Source organism: Cellvibrio sp. (assembly GCF_039207905.1).
Classification (GTDB): Bacteria; Pseudomonadota; Gammaproteobacteria; order Pseudomonadales; family Cellvibrionaceae; genus Cellvibrio.
The window spans coordinates 94,738-114,839 of record NZ_JBCECX010000010.1 but is presented as its reverse complement, the minus strand read 5'-3'; the positions used below and the strand labels follow the sequence as shown (position 1 = coordinate 114,839).

The 20,102-nt window shown below is 46.5% G+C and carries 11 protein-coding genes and 1 riboswitch; of the genes, 7 read left to right on the top strand and 4 right to left on the bottom strand.

Features of this window, described 5'->3' with window-relative positions:
- Positions 1-34 precede the first annotated feature (34 nt).
- Both AAGC78_RS08080 and AAGC78_RS08075 read right to left on the bottom strand, forming a co-directional pair.
- A complete protein-coding gene (locus tag AAGC78_RS08080) occupies positions 35-856 on the bottom strand; it encodes an ABC transporter permease (RefSeq protein ID WP_435783554.1) in 822 nt (273 codons plus the stop codon).
- 85 nt (positions 857-941) lie between these two features.
- Positions 942-2,000, bottom strand: a complete 1,059-nt coding sequence (locus AAGC78_RS08075; RefSeq protein ID WP_435783553.1) for a putative urea ABC transporter substrate-binding protein — start codon at positions 1,998-2,000, stop codon at positions 942-944.
- A 69-nt stretch (positions 2,001-2,069) separates the two neighbouring features.
- A riboswitch (guanidine-I (ykkC/yxkD leader) is annotated at positions 2,070-2,211 on the bottom strand.
- A gap of 512 nt (positions 2,212-2,723) precedes the next feature.
- Here AAGC78_RS08075 and AAGC78_RS08070 point away from each other — a divergent pair.
- Entirely contained in the window at positions 2,724-5,174 is a 2,451-nt protein-coding gene (locus AAGC78_RS08070; protein ID WP_435783589.1) for a DUF1631 family protein, read from the top strand.
- Positions 5,171-5,533: a PilZ domain-containing protein gene (locus tag AAGC78_RS08065; RefSeq protein ID WP_435783552.1), complete on the top strand. Its 363-nt coding sequence runs from the start codon at positions 5,171-5,173 to the stop codon at positions 5,531-5,533. The genes AAGC78_RS08070 and AAGC78_RS08065 overlap by 4 nt, the downstream gene beginning before the upstream one ends.
- An 18-nt stretch (positions 5,534-5,551) precedes the next feature.
- Here the strand turns inward: AAGC78_RS08065 and AAGC78_RS08060 are convergent, their stop codons facing one another.
- Both AAGC78_RS08060 and AAGC78_RS08055 read right to left on the bottom strand, forming a co-directional pair.
- Positions 5,552-6,655, bottom strand: coding sequence for a phospholipase A (locus tag AAGC78_RS08060; protein ID WP_435783551.1), 1,104 nt, complete (start codon positions 6,653-6,655; stop codon positions 5,552-5,554).
- A gap of 78 nt (positions 6,656-6,733) precedes the next feature.
- A complete protein-coding gene (locus tag AAGC78_RS08055) occupies positions 6,734-7,702 on the bottom strand; it encodes a hypothetical protein (protein WP_435783550.1) in 969 nt (322 codons plus the stop codon).
- Positions 7,703-7,917: 215 nt separating this feature from the next.
- Between AAGC78_RS08055 and AAGC78_RS08050 the strand changes: the two genes are divergently transcribed.
- From AAGC78_RS08050 to AAGC78_RS08030, 5 genes are all read left to right on the top strand, one after another.
- Positions 7,918-9,405 (top strand): tryptophan halogenase family protein, encoded by a 1,488-nt coding sequence (locus AAGC78_RS08050; RefSeq protein WP_435783549.1) that lies wholly within the window; start codon positions 7,918-7,920, stop codon positions 9,403-9,405.
- 279 nt (positions 9,406-9,684) lie between these two features.
- Positions 9,685-12,102, top strand: coding sequence for a glycoside hydrolase family 95 protein (locus tag AAGC78_RS08045; protein WP_435783548.1), 2,418 nt, complete (start codon positions 9,685-9,687; stop codon positions 12,100-12,102).
- A gap of 42 nt (positions 12,103-12,144) precedes the next feature.
- Complete coding sequence (locus AAGC78_RS08040; RefSeq protein ID WP_435783547.1) at positions 12,145-15,081, top strand: TonB-dependent receptor; 2,937 nt, start codon at positions 12,145-12,147, stop codon at positions 15,079-15,081.
- A 194-nt stretch (positions 15,082-15,275) separates the two neighbouring features.
- Positions 15,276-16,982 (top strand): DUF5597 domain-containing protein, encoded by a 1,707-nt coding sequence (locus tag AAGC78_RS08035; RefSeq protein ID WP_435783546.1) that lies wholly within the window; start codon positions 15,276-15,278, stop codon positions 16,980-16,982.
- 141 nt (positions 16,983-17,123) lie between these two features.
- Positions 17,124-20,060, top strand: coding sequence for a TIM-barrel domain-containing protein (locus AAGC78_RS08030; protein WP_435783545.1), 2,937 nt, complete (start codon positions 17,124-17,126; stop codon positions 20,058-20,060).
- Positions 20,061-20,102: the final 42 nt, after the last annotated feature.

The following is a 20,102-nucleotide window of genomic DNA, read 5'->3' as shown; positions in this document are numbered from 1 at the left end:
TGCTATCCCAGGATCTTATTTGCTTGGTAATTGCCTATTTACTTGGTAGTTGATAGTGCCAAGGAAAGCATTTGGTGCTGAGTTTGACCAATAACCAATCCACCAAAAAGGCAAGCAAGGTAATCCATGCTACATAAGGAAGAATGACATCCATCGACATATAGCGGCGCACGAGGAATATGCGGTAGCCCAAACCATCGGTAGAGGCAATCGCTTCGGCGGCGATCAAAAAGAGCCAGCCCGCGCCGAGCGATAAGCGCACAGCATTAATTAGTCTTGGCAGCAATTGCGGAATTAAAACCCGCACTAAAATTTGCCAAGTAGATGCACCCAGTGTTTGTGCTTTTACTAATTGTTCGAGCGGAATTTCTTGTGTGCAGCGTTGGATATCGCGCGCAATAAATGGTGCGACACCGATAACAATCAAGGCTACTTTTGAAAGCTCACCCAAACCGAATACGATAAATAGAACAGGTAGCAATGCCATTGGTGGCACTAGTGAAATAACGGTAAGCAGCGGTGCGATCGGCGAATAAATAGTGGGAATGGCACCAGTTAACAAACCGATGGTGAAGCCAAGGATTGCTGCGATGAAAATGCCCAATGACAAACGATACAAACTGCTGAGCGTATCTTGCCAAAATAAATATTCGCCGCTGCGCTTACTAGGCTCAAATGCGAGCCCCTGAATTGCATCGCCCATTTGTGCGAAGCTGGGCAAGAGTTTGTCGCTGGCGTTTTCAGCAAGGCGCGCATCAGAAGCGATTAAATAAATAACAAATATCAACGCAAACGGCAGAATTCCCAATAAAAGATTGATGGATTTTGACGGCGTAAGATTGATCAATTTTTTCATGGGCACTCAGCGCTTTTTTCGTTATGTGTTCCCAAGCAAAGCTTGGGAACAATTTCCGGATGTTGTTTATCGTCAGATAACGGGATTACAGTTTTTTGTCGGCGGCCAATTGCATATAAGTGGTATCAAAACGCAGCTTCACGTTTTTCTTATCACCGTAAACACCTTTGGGGCCTTCTACACCGATAAATTCAGCATCCGGAGCGCCATCACCCAGCAGGCCGTGATCAAACGAAAACTCGGCAACTTTTTGCATGGTTTTTAACAGCTCATCACTATTAACCAGTGCGAGTGCAGCAGCGGGGGTGTAAAACATTTTGGTGCTGGCGAGTTGTGATTCAAAACCGGCGAGATCGGTGCCTGATGCAGCGGCCATTGCAGTTTTTGCGGTAGCGGCAGCTTTGTCTGATCCGCTCATCACGCCCATAATTTCATACCAGGCGCCGACGAGTGCTTTGCCCAATGCGGGATTCTTTTTCAGGGTCGCAGTATTCACGATCATCAAATCCATAATTTCACCGGGGATTTGTGATGAGTCGAATACTTTGTTGCTGTTGGGTTGAGAGAGAACTTCGCTCAGCAAAGGATTCCAGGTGGTGACAGCGGTGACATCTTTGGTACCGTAAACGGCAACCATATCGGCATCTGAGGTGTTTACCACTTTTACATCGGACTCTTTCAAGCCGACGGTTTCCAATCCGCGTGCAAGCAGGTAATGGGAAACGCTGAGTTCAACCAGGTTAACGTTTTGCCCTTTAATATCTTTCAGGCTTTTTGCACCTTTAAGCACTATGCCGTCGTTGCCGTTGGAGAAGTCGCCGACAATCAGCGCGGTTGAATCCACACCGCCCGCAGCAGGAATAGTGAGCGCATCCATATTGGTCATCACGCAGCCATCGAATTGGCCGGCGGTGTATTGGTTGATGGATTCTACGTAGTCATTGATTTGTACTACTTCGATTTCGATGCCGTATTTCTTCGCCCATTTATCGACAATTTTTTGCTCGGCGCCGTAGCCCCAAGGCATCCAGCCAACATAAATAGACCAGCAAACTTTAAAGGGTTCAGCAGCACTGGCAGCAGCGGCAGACAGGGAGAGTGTAAGAGCCAGTAATACTTTGGTAAGGCGGGAATGACGCAACATGAACAACCTCCAGCGGTTTTGGTGACATCGGCGCAGCATATGGGAGCACTCTGGCGGTTAGGCCATTCCATCTCCCGGGCTTTTATCCCGCCGTGTAACCTCAAGGCAGCAACTGGGCGTATTGCCTCGTGCCAACCTTGGGAGGTCGGAAGCTCTCGGACCAGACATCAACTTGATTGCTCAAGTGACCGGAACCCTAGCCTCCTATTAACAAATTGTATTTACAGATTTGTTGAATAGCTAAAACCACCCAGAGTGCGAATCAGTTATTACGATTTTCCATATCGCAATATAGGTGCCAATTATTCAACCATTTGATTTATATGATTATTTTCTGTTTTTAGGTGATATGGGCATCAGATGTCATGCTCTTTTTTGTGGCGCGATGGCGTGCATGGCGGTTTATTTTGGTGCGCACGATGGTGGTCTTAGAGGAAAGGTGTTTGCGACGTGCTCTAATTAGCTAACTGGCCCGATTTACATAACTTTCCGTAGCCTAATGACGCGACTTGCGGCTAATTTGCATGGATCGTGCTATTTTTAATCTAACTGTGAACCAGTGGTCTTATTGTCTGGAAGAATTTTCACAAGCTGGTAAGATTGTCGCTCAGGACAACCTATATAAAAGATGCATTCTTCTAGTCTGTAGGTTTAGAGGCCCCTTTTTCACATGTGGTGATGCTGTCCAACCCAGTGATGAGGTGCTAGGGAATTATGAAAGTCATGGAAAAACACGGAATAACTATGCACAACTCAGGCTTGCCAGGCTCTGATCCAAATAAGTCATCACCGTACTCCGCGGTAGCCATGTCAGAGCAACTGGTTATTCAATATCTCAAACAGTGCCGCGATTTAACTCGGGGCTTTGCCTATCGTGTTTTTCCTAATTTCTGGCGGCAGTGGTCCAAACAAGTTTTAGAAATTGCCGAGCAGGCGAAAACCAACAAAGAACAAGTTGCCCTCTACGAAACACAAAATCTTTTATCGGCAGTGCAACAAGCTGCTGAGCAGGAGTTCTGCCAGCATCTGGCAAATGGTTTTGTGAAATTCAAAAATAAATCTCTCAATACCTTGACTGGTGAAGAGCGCTTTAGTGGCGACATACTGTCATTAGTTGAGAATTCTGATCTTGAAGAAACTATCGCAATTACGTCAATTACTCATCGTGCGGATAATTTTTTCGCTGAACAATTGTGGGCCTTCCAGCAGCGTCTGGCGCTATTGAATGATGGTGAAAAAATCGATGAGCGCGCCAACCCGGTAAGCCCGGTGCAGTTTTGCGAAGCGCTCCGAAAGTTGCTTGCCAATCTCGATGTTGATGTTAAGACCAAAATTATCGGTTACAAATTATTTGATCAAGATGTCATTGGGATGCTCGACAGTTTATACCTTGAGCTGAATGATTATTTGATTCGCCAAAACTTGTTGCCGAACTTACGTTTTGTTCCTGCTAGTGACAAGTCCGCAGCGAGCAAAGTGGACGAACCCGTGCAGGATGATCCCTTTGAGCGTGAGCAAGCAGTTGTCGAACAACAGCAAGAAGAGGATGAGCAGTTACACCAGCGTCGTGCGAGCGACAAATTATTAAGTGGTGCACTTAATCCCAACGATATTCAATATCAAAATAGCTTGCTGAATGCGATTCGCTTGTTGCAAACCCACGTTACGCAGCAGTTGCCTGCTATTCAGGCTGCGAATTTTACATCGACCTCTGCAGCACTTACTGCAGCGCATGCCGCTAACAGTCCTATCTCTTCAGATCCGGTCTTGAATGCAACACCTGCACGTGTGTCTGCACAGCCTGCGGATTTGCAAATCTACAGCCAGAACCAGTTGGTTGGTGTGCTTGAGAATATGCAAAATCATGCGTATAGCATGAGCCAACAAGTTCTTGCCGGTCTTGAATCTGGTGTTGCGACCATCCAGGTGCAGACAGTTGCCGACGTTAGTCGGAAAATGATGGAGCAGATTGCCAGCGAAAATGAAAATGGTGCAGTAGAAGCGGGCGATATGCAGACCATTGATCTGGTGGGTATGTTGTTTGACTACATGCTGTCAGATGATCATCTTCCGGATTCGGTGAAAGCATTACTCAGTTATTTACATACGCCATTTTTGAAAATCGCTTTTCTCGACAAAGGTTTTTTCGAGCAGCCGGAACACCCTGCAAGAGTTCTGCTTAATAGTTTGGCTGAATCCGGTGTGCGCTGGGTTAGTAATGATGGCAGCGATCAATACGATATTTTTACCAAGATCAAAACCACCGTGTTCCGCTTGTTGCAAGAATTCAAAAACGATGTGCGCATTTATGCTGAATTATTAATTGAATTTAATGCATACACGCACAACGTTGCCCGTCGTCAGGAATTGATGGAGCGTCGCGCTCTGGAAAAAGCCCAAGGCGAAGAAAAACTGCGTGAAGCGAAAATTCAGGTGAATAATGAAGTTCGTAGCCGCACTGATAATCGCGATATGCCATCGGCAATATTGTTGCTGTTGTTGCAACCCTGGTCAGATTATTTGTCGTTTGTGTTGCTGCGCTACGGTGATAAGTCCGATAGTTGGACCCGTGCGCTGCAAGTGATTGATGATTTACTGTGGTCCTTGGAGCCAAAAACCAAGCAGGCAGACAAAGTAAAACAAATGGAGCTGCAAGATGGATTGCTGGCTGCATTGGAACGCGGTTTTGAAACTATTGGTTACGAACAGGCGAAGGGGCGCAAATTATTGGATGCGGTGATATCTCTGCAGCGCATGGCGCTCTTGAGTCGCCAGGCGGAACCTGCACCAGCGCCTATGCGCAGCAAACTTGAATCCCTTGCGGCAGAAAAAGCGGGTCATGTAGTTGCGGAACAGCAACCGGTATTGCCGGAAGAGGCGAAAATTGTTGATAGCCTGAAAATGGTCGAGTTTGGAACCTGGTTTGAGTTTGAAGGTGGCAGACGTTTGAAGGTGGCCTGGTACAACAAGAAAACCCAGCACTACATGTTGGTTGATCAGCAAGGGCGCAAGGTTTCACTCACATCAGGGTTACAACTCGCACGCGATATGCTTTCGGGTCGTGCACGTATTATTGCGGGCAGTACCAAACCTTTCTTCGAACGTGCGCTGGAAAATATTTATCACACGCTCAATGCGCGCGCAGATAATGCCAAAGCGAGTAATGCATCATGACGCACAATTGCTCACGCGAACATGACCGGGAGTTGGAGCGCCACACGATCAACGGCGACGTGGATGTTTATGACAACATGCGCGATCAATACGTTGGTCGTTTGGTGAATATCCACACTCAGGGGTTAATGATTGTGGGCGATGTTGCGATGGAAGAGGATCGTCTTTACACCCTGGATTTGCATGTGCCCGAACCAGTGAATGGGCAAATGGTTATTCAGTTAGGTGTGGATTGTTTATGGACGAGAGAGGCTGATTTATCTGGCAAACATTGGATTGGTTTTTCAATTATTGATGTGTCGCCGCAAGCTGCAGAATCTATTCGGACTCTGGTCGAGTTATTGGGCGAAGCCTACTAGCGGCTTCGCTTTCCCCGCTTAAAACAAATCAGTAAACACAATACCTAACGCAAAAATTTCCATGTCGGTATTGTAGTCAATCAAGCTGTGTCCATAGCCTTTGAAATACTTAAATTGCCCGCGCAAATTCGAGCTGATCGGAAAACTCCAGCCTAATTCCAATGCTCCTTTATTATCGGCATCAAGATTGTTGCGCAGCATTGCGTTAAAAATATTTTGTTTGTGTTGATAGGCTGCATTCAATTCAAAGTGACCCATATAGTGGGTGATATCCGGATTGTCATCGCCGTGTGGGTCGCCAGGAAAATCTTGTTCCGGCTCGGGGATGCGATACCAGGGGTTAAACGCAAACGCAAAATTTCCTCGCTCAAAAACCGAATTGAACATGATGCGATTCCAACTGCGCGAAAGCTCGCCGCCCAAGCCGTTGGATTGATGCGTTAACGAGAATTCATTGATGCGGTTATTGAAACCTAAAATTTCCCAATCGTTGGTAAAACTCAGGATAAATTCCGGTTGATGATCGGTTTCGCGAAAGGGCGCTGAATCAGTATCGTTGTACACCTGCCAGAGCGAATGGTTGGTGTAGCCGAGATAGAGATGGCCGTTGTTACCAAACAAATCTTCGTGAATCAGGATTTTAATACTTAGCTGAAACTCGGCTTCCGTTTTGCTCAATGTGCTGAGCGATTCCGTATTGGTGTTGCGATAGGGCACGGTATTGGGATTGCGTGTATAACTCACCGGGAAAAAGTAATTGCGTTTGTGCGGCGTCAGCATAAAACGATTGGAGCGATTGAGTGCTTCCAGCGTCATGCGTTTTTTTAGCAGCGGTGTTTCACGCACTTGCGCTACTGCCGGTGTTGTCTCTTTTATTTCAGCCTGTTGTGCTTCGCTTTTTTGCTGATCATGCAGCATTTGGCAAGCTTCTTTCAGCTGGCGGATGGTCATGTTTTCCGCAGCGCCGACAACAGAAGCCTGTAGGCAGGTATTCATGGCCTCTGCCGTTAACTCGGGTTTGGAAATGAATTCATCGGTCGCGGTAAATAATTCGGCGCGTGCTGTGGTGGCGATAACCGTGGAGGCAAGAACAGTAAAGCTGAGTGGCCAGATACGACGCATGGAAGCTGATCCCTGAAGTGGCTTTCAGCAATTGTAGGGATTACTCAGGATGAGGCAAGTCCTGCGCCTCATATTCACTCAATAAGATTGCACCCAGACCTCAATATCCTGCTCGTGCCATTGGGTTAACAGTTGCACACCTTCGTCGACGACTTTCAGGTACACATCAATAATATCGGTAGCGAGACTGAATAAACGGCTACTGTCAGTATTGATCTGATGCGCATTCACCACATCGCTTTCCACCATGGAAAGCAAAAACTCCAGTTTGATTTCGTAGCTTTTAAGTTGGCTTAACAAACTCAAATCGCTATCGAGTAAACCCTCAAGGCGTTTGGCTTGATGGCGTAACTTCTCGTTATTTACCCGCGTGCACTGGATGACATAACGCAATTTACCGGCAAAATCTTTATCGCAATAACCCAGCGCCGAAGCGTAAGTGGCCAGCGCGCGGATGCGACCGATTTGCTCTGCGACAGAAGGCATCAGGCGCGTGGAGAAGTGCAGCACTTCAAGATACTTGAAGCGATTGGGGTAAAGCGTTTCATCCGCATGGATCACTTTAGGCTCAAGCATCGCCGGCATGGATTGCGATGTCGGCTGCTCCAACTGTTTACCTAAAGCCGCCACCATACTGAGCAATTGCTCGATCAGATGACAGTGCAGTTCGTAATTATCTATCACCGCATCTTCTTGCCAGTTGCGGCTAATCGTCAGCCAGGCATTGCTCAGGTTTTCCTGATCGCGCTGGCTGAGCAGTGCGGAACTGCGCGCAGAGAACGCTTGGAGTAGCTCCAGTCGGCGCTCCAGCTGAACTTGTAGATGGGAGAGTTCATCGCGGAACAATTGGTTGCCGCCCAGCGCACCCATAGTCATACCGCGATGGCGCTGCACCGCTTTAATCATATGAATCAGCTGTTTTGCGAGGGTTAGTGCGTCCAACCGCTGGTGATAAAGGTCGCAGAAGTGTGCAAATTCACTTGGATTTGTGCCGCGCAATGGTGCATTGGGGGCTTGCCCCTGTCTGTTGATGGTGCTTGCTGACATTCTTTGCTTTACTCCAATAGCCTGGAAAACCTGAAGTTACCGCTTTCAGTGCCCCCAATTGGGCGATGGATTTGTAATGGACAAAGTACAGCAACAGCTATGCCAGCTCCCGAAAGCCGTAACCGTGGTAGGGCGGGCATGCTTAATATATGATTTATAAGCTAGTTATTTTATTTTAATAATATTGCGGAGCCGATACGGCATCTGGAGTGGCTATGACAGCGGAACCTATAAAAAAAATTGTAATTGTCGGCGGCGGCACCGCCGGATGGATGACGGCGGCCTATTTGGCACATTGGCTGGATGGAGTTGATATCCAGGTTACTCTGGTCGAGTCAGATCAGATTGGAACTATCGGTGTTGGTGAGGCGACTGTTCCGGGAATTCGTCAGTTCATTAAAACCCTGGAAATCAGCGAAAGCGAATTTATCAACGCGACCAATGCGACCTTTAAATTAGGTATTGAATTCGAACATTGGGCCGGGGAGGGCAAGAATTTTTTTCATCCCTTCGGCGGCTACGGCGCTCGCCTCGAAGATCGTTCGTTCCACAAAACCTGGTGGGCCGCGAGGCAGGCCGGATATACCGATGGATTGGAGGAGTTTTGCCTTTGCACCCAACTCGCTAAAGCCGGCAAGTTCGCCCAGCCCAGCTTCGAGGATAAGAGCCGTCTCGCCTGGTACAACTATGCCTACCATTTTGATGCATCGGCTTTCGCCCGCTACCTGCGCAACTACGCTGAAAGGCGAGGCGTTATTCGCACAGAGGGCAAGGTTAACCATATCCAGTTGGATACGGCGAATGGCTTCATCCAGCATCTTTCGCTTGAATCCGGCCAGATAATTGATGGCGATTTATTTGTTGATTGCACCGGCATCCCGGCGCTGCTCATTAATAAAACCATGGGTGTTGGCTACGAGGATTGGAGTCATTGGTTGCCGTGCGACAGTGCGTTGGCGGTGCAGACCAACAGTGTGACTGAGCCTGATCCTTACACTCGCTCATCGGCTCGTACTGCGGGTTGGCAATGGCACATTCCATTGCAGCATCGCGTTGGTAATGGTTATGTCTACTCAAGCCCGTTTATTTCCCATGAGCAGGCGCGCGCAGAGTTGCTGGCCAATTTGGCCGGTGAGCCCTTGACGGAGCCAAAGTTAATTCGCTTCACCACTGGTATGCGGCCGGATTTCTGGCATAAAAACTGTGTGGCTATCGGATTATCGAGCGGCTTTCTGGAACCACTGGAGTCCACAAGCATTTCCCTTATCCAGACCGGGATCGCCAAAATGACCGGCTTTCTGGTGAATTTTATTATCGATGAAAAGCAGGTTGCGGAGGCCAACCGCCTGAACCGGCTGGAGTACGAGCGCATTCGGGATTTCATCATCCTGCATTACAAGTTGAATGGCCGCTCAAATCCTTTCTGGGAACATGTGCGGGCCATGTCGATTCCGCTTACCCTTGAGGAAAAAATTGCGGCCTACAAAGCTGGTGGTGATATCAAACTGCTGGCTCAGGAGTCTTTCGTTGAGGAGAGCTGGGTAAGCATGTTCTATGGTTTCGGGATGGCGCCTGAGGCACTTTTACCTCTCAGTGATCCTGCCGCTATTCCGTTGGTGATGAACAAAATGAAAAGTGCCATCGGCAAGGGGACTGCCTTGGCCGCCAGTCATGCCGAGTTTCTCCAATCTATCGATAACTAATTGCGTCATCTCTCCCAAAGCCTGCGGCAGCCGCAGGCTTTTCCGCTTGAATTTTCTACCCTCTGATGTATGCGATCTGTCGGCAGCTGACAGCGCTTTTGTCCCGTTAATTTCTGAGTTGAAGGGCGCGAGCGTGACGCTTTAATCCTGCTTTGTTTCTTTTAGTATCACCGTTTTGGCGAGTTTTTTGTCATAGGTAATAAATCTTGCACGTATAAAAACATTGGCTTAATATTGCATCATATAGTCATATTTACCATATAAGAGCAATAACACTTAATGATCACGATCTACCGCAATATCCAGCTGCGCTTTCAGCTAGTGGCGATACGTTGTCTCCCTGTGTCAGGTCTTGTGGCCGCGCTCTGTGCTGCGCCGGCTTATGCATCCGTACCTACTAACATTTGGTTCGATCATCCCTCCACCAATTGGGAGACCGAAGGCTTGCCGATTGGCAATGGCGCTATGGGGGCGGTGATTGCTGGCGGTGTTGCCAATGATCAAATTCAGTTCAATGAAAAAACGCTTTGGACCGGTGGACCGGGTGCCAAAGGCTACGATTTTGGGTGGCCCGACCAACCGCAGACAGCAGCAGTTGCGCAAGTTCGCGAGACAATCCAGCGCGAAGGCTCGATTACTCCTGAGAAGGCAGCGGGTCTTCTTGGTCGCAAAATCACTGCCTATGGCGATTACCAGACCTTCGGCGATTTGAATTTACACTTCAATAAAAATGACAGCGGTGTCACCAAATACCGCCGTGAGTTATCGCTGGATGATGCACAGGTAACGGTGACTTATTCGCAAGCAGGTGTTCAGTATCGCCGCGAATATTTAGCCAGTTATCCAGATGGTGTAATTGCGATAAAGCTCAGTGCCGATCAACCGGGCAAAATTTCATTTACTGCAGATCTACAAGTACCAGATAACCGCAGCCTTGCGACCACAATCGAAAATGGTGTGTTGAGCGGAAGTGGGAAATTGCACAGCAATGGCTTGCAGTTTGAAACCCGCATTCAGTTTTCACATCAGGGCGGTGAGCTCACTGCAATTGATAGCAAACAAGTGGCGATTAAAAACGCTGACTCGGTGGTGATTTTATTGGCGGCGGGTACTGATTACGCGCAGCGCTTTCCAAAATATCGCGGTGAACATCCGCATGCGCGTTTGCAAAAAACAGTGTCGCGTGCGAGCGAAAAAACATTTGCACAATTGCAGCAAGATCATCGTCGCGATTATCAATCACTGTTTGGTCGCGTTGCGTTGGATATTGGCCAGCAACCGCAAAATACCCCCACTGATAAATTACTCGCGGGTTATAAAAAAGGCGATGCAGTGTTGGATCGCACCTTGGAGTCAACCTATTTCCAATTCGGTCGCTACTTGTTGATTGCCTCGTCGCGCCCGGGTTCATTGCCTGCGAACCTGCAAGGCGTTTGGAACAATTCCATCACTCCGCCCTGGAACGACGACTACCACGTCAACATCAATTTGCAAATGAATTACTGGCTGGCAGAAACCGCCAATATGCCAGAGTTGATGGCTCCCTATTTTGATTTTGTCGATAGCCTGGTTGAGCCTGGAAAAATTTCTGCGCAAAAAGTGGCTGGTGTTAACCAAGGGTGGACAGTATTTTTAAATACCAATATCTGGGGCTTTACCGGTGTTATCGATTGGCCCACCGCATTCTGGCAGCCGGAAGCATCTGCCTGGCTTGCGCAACATTATTACGAACATTATTTATTTTCTGCCGATAAAAAATTCCTGCGCGAGCGCGCTTATCCCGTAATGAAAAGCGCAGCGGAATTTTGGTTGGCATTTCTGATTAAAGATCCGCGCGATGGTAAATGGATTGTATCGCCCAGCTTCTCACCGGAGCAGGGGCCTTTTACCAAGGGTGCAGCAATGTCCCAGCAAATCGTGTTTGATTTGTTGCGCAACACCCATGAAGCCGCTACTGCCATCGGCGATAAAAAATTTGCACAGCAGCTAAAAACAAAACTCGCTGGCATGGATGATGGCATACGTATTGGCTCATGGGGGCAGTTGCAGGAATGGAAAGAGGATCTCGATGATCCTAAAAACGAACATCGCCATATCTCCCATTTGTTTGCGTTGCATCCTGGCCGCCAAATCGATGCGCACAAAAATCCTCAATTATTAGCCGCAGCGAGAACAACGCTGAATGCGCGTGGCGACGGTGGCACCGGTTGGTCGCAAGCCTGGAAGGTCAATATGTGGGCGCGCCTGCTTGATGGTAATCGTGCGCACAAAGTATTGGGTGAACAATTGCAGCGGAGCACACTGAGTAATTTGTGGGACAACCATCCACCATTCCAAATTGATGGAAACTTCGGCGCAACCACGGGCGTAGTGGAAATGTTAGTGCAAAGCCACAACGGTGAACTGCATTTATTGCCCGCACTACCTGCTGCCTGGAAAAACGGCTCAGTCACAGGTTTGCGCGCGCGCGGTGGAATTACTCTGGATCTGGAGTGGAAAAATAATCAGCTTACCAAAGCAAAAATCTATGCCGCTAACAGCGGGAAAATTCAATTAAGAACGTCGTTGTTTACAGAAAAATATTCTTTGGTTTCGACGGCGAACAATAAATCCATAGTAGTAAAAAATAAGGATACAAGTGGAAGTTTTAACGCTCAAGGAGGAAGCACATATCTCTTATCCAGCAGCGGGAGATAGCTTTAGGGGTACCCATTTTAATAATTCTAATTGGAGAATGTCATGACATCTAACAACAAACAGTTTTTGAAGAAAAAGTTACCAGCCTACATTAAATTTGCATCCGGCCTATCACTGGCAATGGGAGTGATGAGTGTAGCTACACCCGTATTCGCGCAAGCGGAAGGTGCCGTTGAAGAAGTAATTGTTACCGGCCAGCGCGCCAGTATTCAATCGGCACAAGACGTTAAAAAGAATTCTGCAGTAGTGGTAGATTCAATCGTTGCTGAAGATATTGGTAAATTGCCGGATCGCAGTGTTACCGAAGCATTGCAACGTGTACCTGGTGTAACTATTGGTCGTTATACCAATAACGATGCTGAGCATCCGGCTGCCGAAGGTAGTGGTGTAGCTGTGCGCGGTCTGTCGCAAGTACGTTCAGAGTTGAACGGTCGCGATGTTTTCTCTGCGGCAAGTGGCCGTGGATTAAGTTTTGAAGATGTTCCTGCAGAATTGATGTATGCAGTAGACACTTATAAAAGTCCATCTGCCGATATGATCGAAGGCGGCTTGGGTGGTACCGTTAACCTTCGTACGCGCATGCCACTTGATTCTGAAGGGCAGGTAGCAAGTGTGTCTGTAAAAGCTAACTATGGCGATCAAATAAAAGAAACCAATGGTGAATACTCAGGCTTGTACAGCAATCGTTGGAGTACCGATATTGGTGAGTTTGGTATTTTGGTGAATGCTTCCTCCTCTGAGCTTTCAAGCCGCTCAGACCAAGTATATACCCGTGCCTTTTTGCCAAGAACTATTGACGGCGACGATGTGTGGATTTCTAAAGGTGTCGATTGGCGGCGCAACGATCACGAAAGCAAACGTCAAGGTGGATACCTTGCATTGCAGTGGGCTCCAAACGATGACACTGAGGTTTATTTCACAGCTTTCCAAAGTAAACACGATACCGTTTATGATGAAAACGCTTTCTTCCTTGAAGGTGCAAATGGTGATCAAGCACTCCTCCCTACTGCTGATAATGATTGGGTGTACAGCGAAAACGGTGCACTTGAGTCGGGTACTGTAACTGTTGCTAACCCTGCACAGTGGGGGCTAGATTTTGGTACCAGTACTCGTTGGGCAAATAAAGTTTCTGAAACAACTGATTATTCTGCTGGCATCAAATGGTCTCCAGACGAGCATTGGAAATTCTCAGCAGATTTCCAATTTGTAACTGCAGAAGCAACCGCTGATGACTACACACTGGGTTTGAAGGTAATTCCTACGGAAGCTGTTCTGGATGGCGTTGGTACCAAAACTCCATCTATAGCTTTAGATTCCAGTTATATGGGCGATTATCGTAATTATAGCCTGGGTCAGCAAATGACACACTTCGAGCGTAATGATGCAGAAGCTAAAACTGGACGTTTTGATGCGGAATATAATTTTGATGACTCTGTTATCAAATCGGTAAAAGCTGGTTTCAGATACTCAGAAAAAACTGCTGATAACATCAACACTGAATATGATTGGAATACTCGTTACGCCACTTGGTTTACCAAGCTGGATTGGAATGGCTATGACAAAAATACTCTGCCAAAAGTTACAGAAGATGAGGCATCAAAGTATTTAAACTTGTATTCATTTGATAACTTCCAGCGTGGTGATATTAATGTTCCAGCGGCAGGTTATTTGTATTCCAGTGCGGCAGTAAAGGATTTTAGAAATACTACTGATGCTATCAATGGTGATCGTGAGACAACTTGTGCTGCGTATCAATCATGGATCTGTGATTCGATTTATCTTGATTGGAATCGTTTGAATGATCCTCAGTATCGCAACCAACAAAGTGAAACAAATTTTGCCGCTTACATGATGGCTAATTTTGGTTTTGATGACTTGGCTATGCCGATCGATGGTAATGTGGGTGTTCGCGTAGTACAGATCGATAACGAAGCGCATGGTTATGAAGGTTGGAATAATTTAGACGCGCCACCTGGTGTGGGATTTGCGACATCGACCAGTCCTTATTCAGTCAAGCATAGTCGTAGTTACGTATTGCCGAGCTTAAACCTCAGATTAAAAGCGACGGAAGATTTATTCATTCGTTTTGCTGCATCTGAAGCAATCTGGGCTCCAAGCTTTTCTGATTTGCAAGCCAAGCGGATTATCACCAATAGCAAAAAAGAAGGCATAGATACTGTAACCAGTTTGAATGATGTTAAGTTCGCTCAAGATCAGTACACCAACCCTGATCTTGCACCTATGACAGCAACTCAGTTTGATATTTCCGCTGAATGGTATTTCGACGAGAATGGAGGAATGGCGCACGCTGCTTTATTCCGCAAAGAAATTGACGATTTCTTCCGTAGAGACAATGTTGTTAGTGATGTAGAAAATCCGAATGGTACCGTAGTTCCAGTAAACTCCACGTTGTACAAAAATATCGGTTCTGGTGAGATCAATGGTGCGGAGATTGGTGTAAGTAAATTCTTTGATGCCTTACCCGCTCCTTTCGATGGTTTGGGTATTCAAGCGAGTTATACATACATTGATAGTAAGGCAAAAATTCCTGCGAATGCGTTAGGTGTTAGTCCTGTTGATACTGATCGTTCGTTGTATGGCCAAATGCCAATTGACCAGCTTTCTAAAAATGCATACAACATCATCGGTATGTATGAAAAAGGCGGCCTTTCTGCGCGTTTAGCATACTCATGGCGTAGCAAGTACCTGATTACTTGGGGAAGTAACGGATTTGACCCGGACTTCAACTTTGGTGATGCAGGTAAAGCTCGTTTGCCAATTTATAACGATGATTATGGTCAGCTGGATGCATCGATCAGTTATACCTTCCTTGATAACTACACCATCACCGCTGAGGCATCAAATCTCCTGGAAGAGAAAACCGTTGGTATCATGGATCAAAACTCAGCTGGCGATCACGTGGCATACTCTTATGCACAAGATGCTCGTTTCGCTATTGGCTTACGCGCCAAGTTTTAATTAGTCTGTGTTAAACCTTGCCCTCTAACGAGGGCAAGGTTTTTTCGTTTTTGTTCATTAGTAAAACCGTGGTTGTGATTTTGTTAACAAGAGTAAAAAGGCCAAATAAGAATTACTTTTATGAAAAAATAATTGGTGTTCTACTAAAAATCCAAAAAATTATTCCTGGGAAAACAATTCTGTATTGAGGTCTTATGATTATTGCTCGTCAATTAACGTCAAAAGTGCAGCGCATATTTGCGATCTGCTGTCTCGCTGCTGCTACATTGCCGGCGCTAGCCGCGCCACTACCTGAACTGGTAAGTAAAAATGGCAAGCACGCCCTTATGGTTGATGGTGCACCATTTTTAATGTTGGGGGCTCAAACCAATAACTCGAGTAATTACGCTGCAGCATTGAAGGATGTTTGGCCATCCGTTGAAAAAATGCATGCTAATACCCTGAGTATCCCGGTTGCCTGGGAACAGGTTGAACCAGTGGAAGGAAAATTCGATTTCTCTTTCGTTGATGTATTGTTAAAACAGGCGCGTGAACGCGATGTAAAAGTAGTGCTCTTGTGGTTTGCAACCTGGAAAAATAATGCACCACATTATGCGCCGGCGTGGGTGAAGCTGGATAACAAGCGTTTCCCGCGTGTTGTTAAGCCGGATGGCGATACACAAAACTCTATGTCCCCCTTGGGTAAAAATACCCTTGAAGCGGATAAAAAAGCCTTCGTTGAATTAATGAAGCATCTCAAAAAAGTGGATAAAGACCACACCGTTATTATGGTGCAAGTTGAAAATGAAGTAGGCACTTACGGTGCCGTGCGCGATTTTTCTCCTATGGCGCAGCAAGTGTTTAATACACCGGTACCGGACGATCTTGTCAAAAAGCTGAATCTAAAATCCGGCAATTGGGCGCAAGTATTTGGTAAAGATGCAGATGAATTTTTCCATGCCTATTACATCGCCAAATATTGCAACGAAATTACCGCTGCAGGTAAGGCGATAAAAAATCTGCCGATGTATGTGAATGTGGCGTTGCGTAATCCCTACAACCCTGGCTTACCGGGTCAATATTCCAGCGGCGGTGGTACCGATAACGTGCTGCATATCTGGAAAGCCGCGGGGCCAGATATTGATTTGATTGCACCGGATATTTATTTCCGCGATCACAAAACCGTTAGCAAGGTATTGGAACTTTACACGCGCCCTGACAATGCTTTGTTTGTCGCAGAGATAGGCAACGACCAGCCATTCGCACGTTATTTTTTCCCGACTCTGGGTAAAGGTGGTATCGGCTTTTCTCCATTCGGTATGGATGACACCGGCTACACCAATTATCCATTAGGTGCAAAAGAATATAACGATGAAGTGATCGAAAACTTCGCGCGACACTATCGCGCAATTGCACCTGCGATGCGCGAGTGGGCGAAAATGTTATTTGAAAATAACAGTTGGGGTTTTGCCGAACCATTGGATACAACAGGTGAGACGCAAAAAATCTGGAATGCTGAAGCTACCCCGGCAGAAAAAGAACAGCACGCTAAAGACAGAGCTGCCGCATTGACGCAAGTTGTTGATGCTGGTTTATGGGATATCGAAGTCACTTATGGTCGCCCCATGTTCTGGATTGCACCACCGGAAGGTAATACCCCAGCATCGGGCGGTGCATTGGTAACGCAATTGAGTGACAACGAATATCTGGTAACAGCTTACAAAGCGCGTGTGGAATTTAAACCCTCCGCAGAATTGGCTGGTAAAAAATACATGATTGACCGTATCGAAGAAGGTCATTTTGAGAAAGGTGTATGGGTATTAGATCGCGTTTGGAATGGTGATCAAACCGATTGGGGCATGAATTTTAGTGATCGCGGTGTCATGCTCAAAGTCAAAATGGCTGCGTATACCACCAATTAATTAAAAGTAGGGCGCAGCAAGCAGCGCCCTTTTTTATTTCTGTTCCTTTATTTTCCACGTACATTATCAATATAAAAATTTCAAACCGCAAAGGAGAACAATAAAATGCTATCTGCACTAACAAGGTTTTCTAAAAAAACCATGATTAGGCATTGCCTTCTCGGTGTGGCATCAGTTGCACTGCTGCAAGGCTGCTCAAAATCAGACAATGAAACTACAACACCCGCTGCACAAGTTAAGGCGCTGGCCCAAGTGGAGAGAACCGCTGAAGGCGTAGTACTTACTCTCGCAGAAGGCGCAGTTAAAAAAGTGCGTTTGCAAGTGATGTCGGAAAAAATTATCCGTGTGACTGCTTTGCCAGGCACTGACTTTGGCGTTATACCCGAATCAATTCAGGTAGTTGCTAAACCATCCACCAGTGTTCCGTTCACCGTTGATCAAGTGGGTAATAACCTCGTTTTAAAAACAGCACAAGTATCGGCACAAGTATCTTTAGTCGATGGAACTGTTAGCTTCCTCGATGCCCAAGGCAAGGTGCTTTTACAAGAAGAAAATCGCGGTACATTTTCTGCCGTGACTGCTGATCCGATTAAGCCAGATGCTGATTCATTTGCAATTCGTCAGGAATTCAATCGCGGTAGCGATGAAGGTTTCTTTGGTCTTGGGCAGCACCAAAATGGCCAGGTCAATTACGCAGGCGAGAATGTAGAGCTCACTACCTACAATCTGGTGATTTCTGTTCCTTACGTAGTGTCCAGTCGCAACTACGGTGTCTTGTGGGACAACAACTCCGTAACCCGCTTTGGCGACCCACGCGAAACCCAGCCTTTAAATGCCTCGTTGAAATTATTTGATGCTGAAGGCAAAGAGGGCGGCTTGACTGCACGTTACTACGACGGTGATCAGTTAAAGCTAACTCGTGTAGAAGCTGATCTGAATTATCAGTTCTTCAGCAATAACAGCGTGCGTGAAGTCCCCTTTCCTGATGAAGTGAAAGATGCAAAAAACTTGCGCATCGAGTGGGAAGGCAGTATTCAAACTGATGAATCTGGCACCCACCATTTCAAAATGTATAACTCCGGTTATGCAAAATTATTTGTTGATGGAAAAGTTGCACTTGATCGCTGGCGTTTGAACTGGAACCCCTGGTACCACACCTACAATATGGACATGGTAGCAGGTGAGAAAAAAGCGATTAAAGTTGACTGGACGGTGAGTGGTGGTTTCTTTCGTTTGACTCATCTCGATCCAATGCCGATTGAAGAGCAAAAAGAATTATCCTTGGCGTCTGATACAGGTAAGGCAATTGATTACTACTTTGTTGCAGGTAATAACAAAGACGAAGTGGTGAGTGGTTATCGCGAGCTGACCGGTAAAGCGGTGATGTTGCCAAAATGGGTTTATGGTTTCTGGCAAAGCCGCGAGCGCTATAAAAATCAGGACGAAATCGTCAACACCTTCAAATACTATCGCGATAAAAAAATCCCGATTGATAATATCGTATTGGATTGGTCCTATTGGCCAGTAGATGCCTGGGGTAGCCATGATTTTGATGCGAAATTTTTCCCCGATCCAAAAGCCATGACCGATAAAATCCATTCAATGAACGGCAACATTATGATTTCCGTTTGGCCCAAGTTTTATCCGACTACCGATAACTACAAAGTGTTGAACGCGAAAGGCTACATGTTCAACAAAAATATCGAAGAAGGTAATTTGGATTGGATTGGCAAAGGTTATTTGAATGCGTTTTACGATCCTTACACCAAAGAAGCACAAGACATTTTCTGGAAGCAAATCAACCAGAAATTAAACAGCAAAGGTTTTGATGCCTGGTGGTTGGATGCGGCCGAACCGGATATCCATTCAAACTTGTCGTTCACCAAGCGCAAAGAATTAATGAGCCGTGAAGGTGGTATTGGTTCAGGTGCGGAATATTTCAACTCCTACGCGATTCCAAATGCGTCCGCAGTTTATAACGGTGAGCGTGCAACTGATCCGGAAAAACGCTCTTTCATTTTAACTCGCTCCGGTTTTGGCGGAATCCAACGTACTGGTGCGGCGATTTGGAGCGGCGATACCTCAGCGGATTGGAATAATTTACGCGAGCAAGTTGCTGCAGGTGTAAGCACCGGTATTGCCGGTGTGCCTAACTGGAGTTTTGATATTGGTGGCTTTACACCGGAAGATAAATATCGTTGGGGCCACAAAAGCGGCAGCGGTGAAGTATTTAATATTCACGATTTAAAACCAGAGCTGGTAAAAGATTGGCAAGAGTTGAACGTGCGTTGGTTCCAATTCGGTGCTTTCGTTCCGCTATTCCGCTCGCATGGCCAATATCCGTACCGTGAAATTTTCAGCCTGGCGGATGAAGGTACTGAGGTATACAGCACGCTCGAATCCTACATCAAATTACGCTATCGCTTGATGCCTTACATCTATACCTTGGCCGGAGATACTTACCACAAAGATGGCACCATTATGCGTCCGCTGGTAATGGATTTCCCGAACGATAAAGCCGGGTGGAATATCAATACCCAATACATGTTTGGCCCGGCATTTTTGGTCAATCCTGTGTATGAAAACAATGCGCGTTCACGCGATGTGTACTTACCTGCAGGCGCAGATTGGTACAACTTCTACACTGGTGAGAAAACCGCAGGCGGCCAAACTATCAAGGTAGATGCTCCACTCTCGCAAATGCCATTGTTCGTTAAAGCCGGTTCGATTGTGCCAACCGGTGCAGCAATCCAGCATGTGGACGAAGGCTTGAAAACGCCATTGACTTTGAATATTTACGCAGGCGCTAACGGCAACTTTGAAATTTACGAAGATGATGGCCGCTCAGTGAAATACGAGCAAGGTGAGTGGACGCGAATTCCTGTCAGCTACGATGATGCAGCCGCTACAGTTACCATCGGTGAGCGTATTGGTAAATTCACCGGCATGGCTGAAAAACGCAAAATTAGTGTTCGCGTTATCGCTGGCGCGTCAAAAGATGCTGCCAACTTTGATGCGAAACCTATGCAAACAATTGACTATGATGGTAAAGCGGTTGAAGTGAAGTTAACTAAATAATTTCTCTCGGTTGCTGAAAAAGCCCGCCTGTTGCAAAACAGG

What these genes read in the sequence shown, in the direction of transcription:
- AAGC78_RS08080 (WP_435783554.1), bottom strand. Translation starts at nt 856, where the DNA reads ATGAAAAAATTGATCAATCTTACGCCGTCAAAATCCATCAATCTTTTA.
- AAGC78_RS08075 (WP_435783553.1), bottom strand. Translation starts at nt 2,000, where the DNA reads ATGTTGCGTCATTCCCGCCTTACCAAAGTATTACTGGCTCTTACACTC.
- AAGC78_RS08070 (WP_435783589.1), top strand. Translation starts at nt 2,724, where the DNA reads ATGGAAAAACACGGAATAACTATGCACAACTCAGGCTTGCCAGGCTCT.
- AAGC78_RS08065 (WP_435783552.1), top strand. Translation starts at nt 5,171, where the DNA reads ATGACGCACAATTGCTCACGCGAACATGACCGGGAGTTGGAGCGCCAC.
- AAGC78_RS08060 (WP_435783551.1), bottom strand. Translation starts at nt 6,655, where the DNA reads ATGCGTCGTATCTGGCCACTCAGCTTTACTGTTCTTGCCTCCACGGTT.
- AAGC78_RS08055 (WP_435783550.1), bottom strand. Translation starts at nt 7,702, where the DNA reads ATGTCAGCAAGCACCATCAACAGACAGGGGCAAGCCCCCAATGCACCA.
- AAGC78_RS08050 (WP_435783549.1), top strand. Translation starts at nt 7,918, where the DNA reads ATGACAGCGGAACCTATAAAAAAAATTGTAATTGTCGGCGGCGGCACC.
- AAGC78_RS08045 (WP_435783548.1), top strand. Translation starts at nt 9,685, where the DNA reads ATGATCACGATCTACCGCAATATCCAGCTGCGCTTTCAGCTAGTGGCG.
- AAGC78_RS08040 (WP_435783547.1), top strand. Translation starts at nt 12,145, where the DNA reads ATGACATCTAACAACAAACAGTTTTTGAAGAAAAAGTTACCAGCCTAC.
- AAGC78_RS08035 (WP_435783546.1), top strand. Translation starts at nt 15,276, where the DNA reads ATGATTATTGCTCGTCAATTAACGTCAAAAGTGCAGCGCATATTTGCG.
- AAGC78_RS08030 (WP_435783545.1), top strand. Translation starts at nt 17,124, where the DNA reads ATGATTAGGCATTGCCTTCTCGGTGTGGCATCAGTTGCACTGCTGCAA.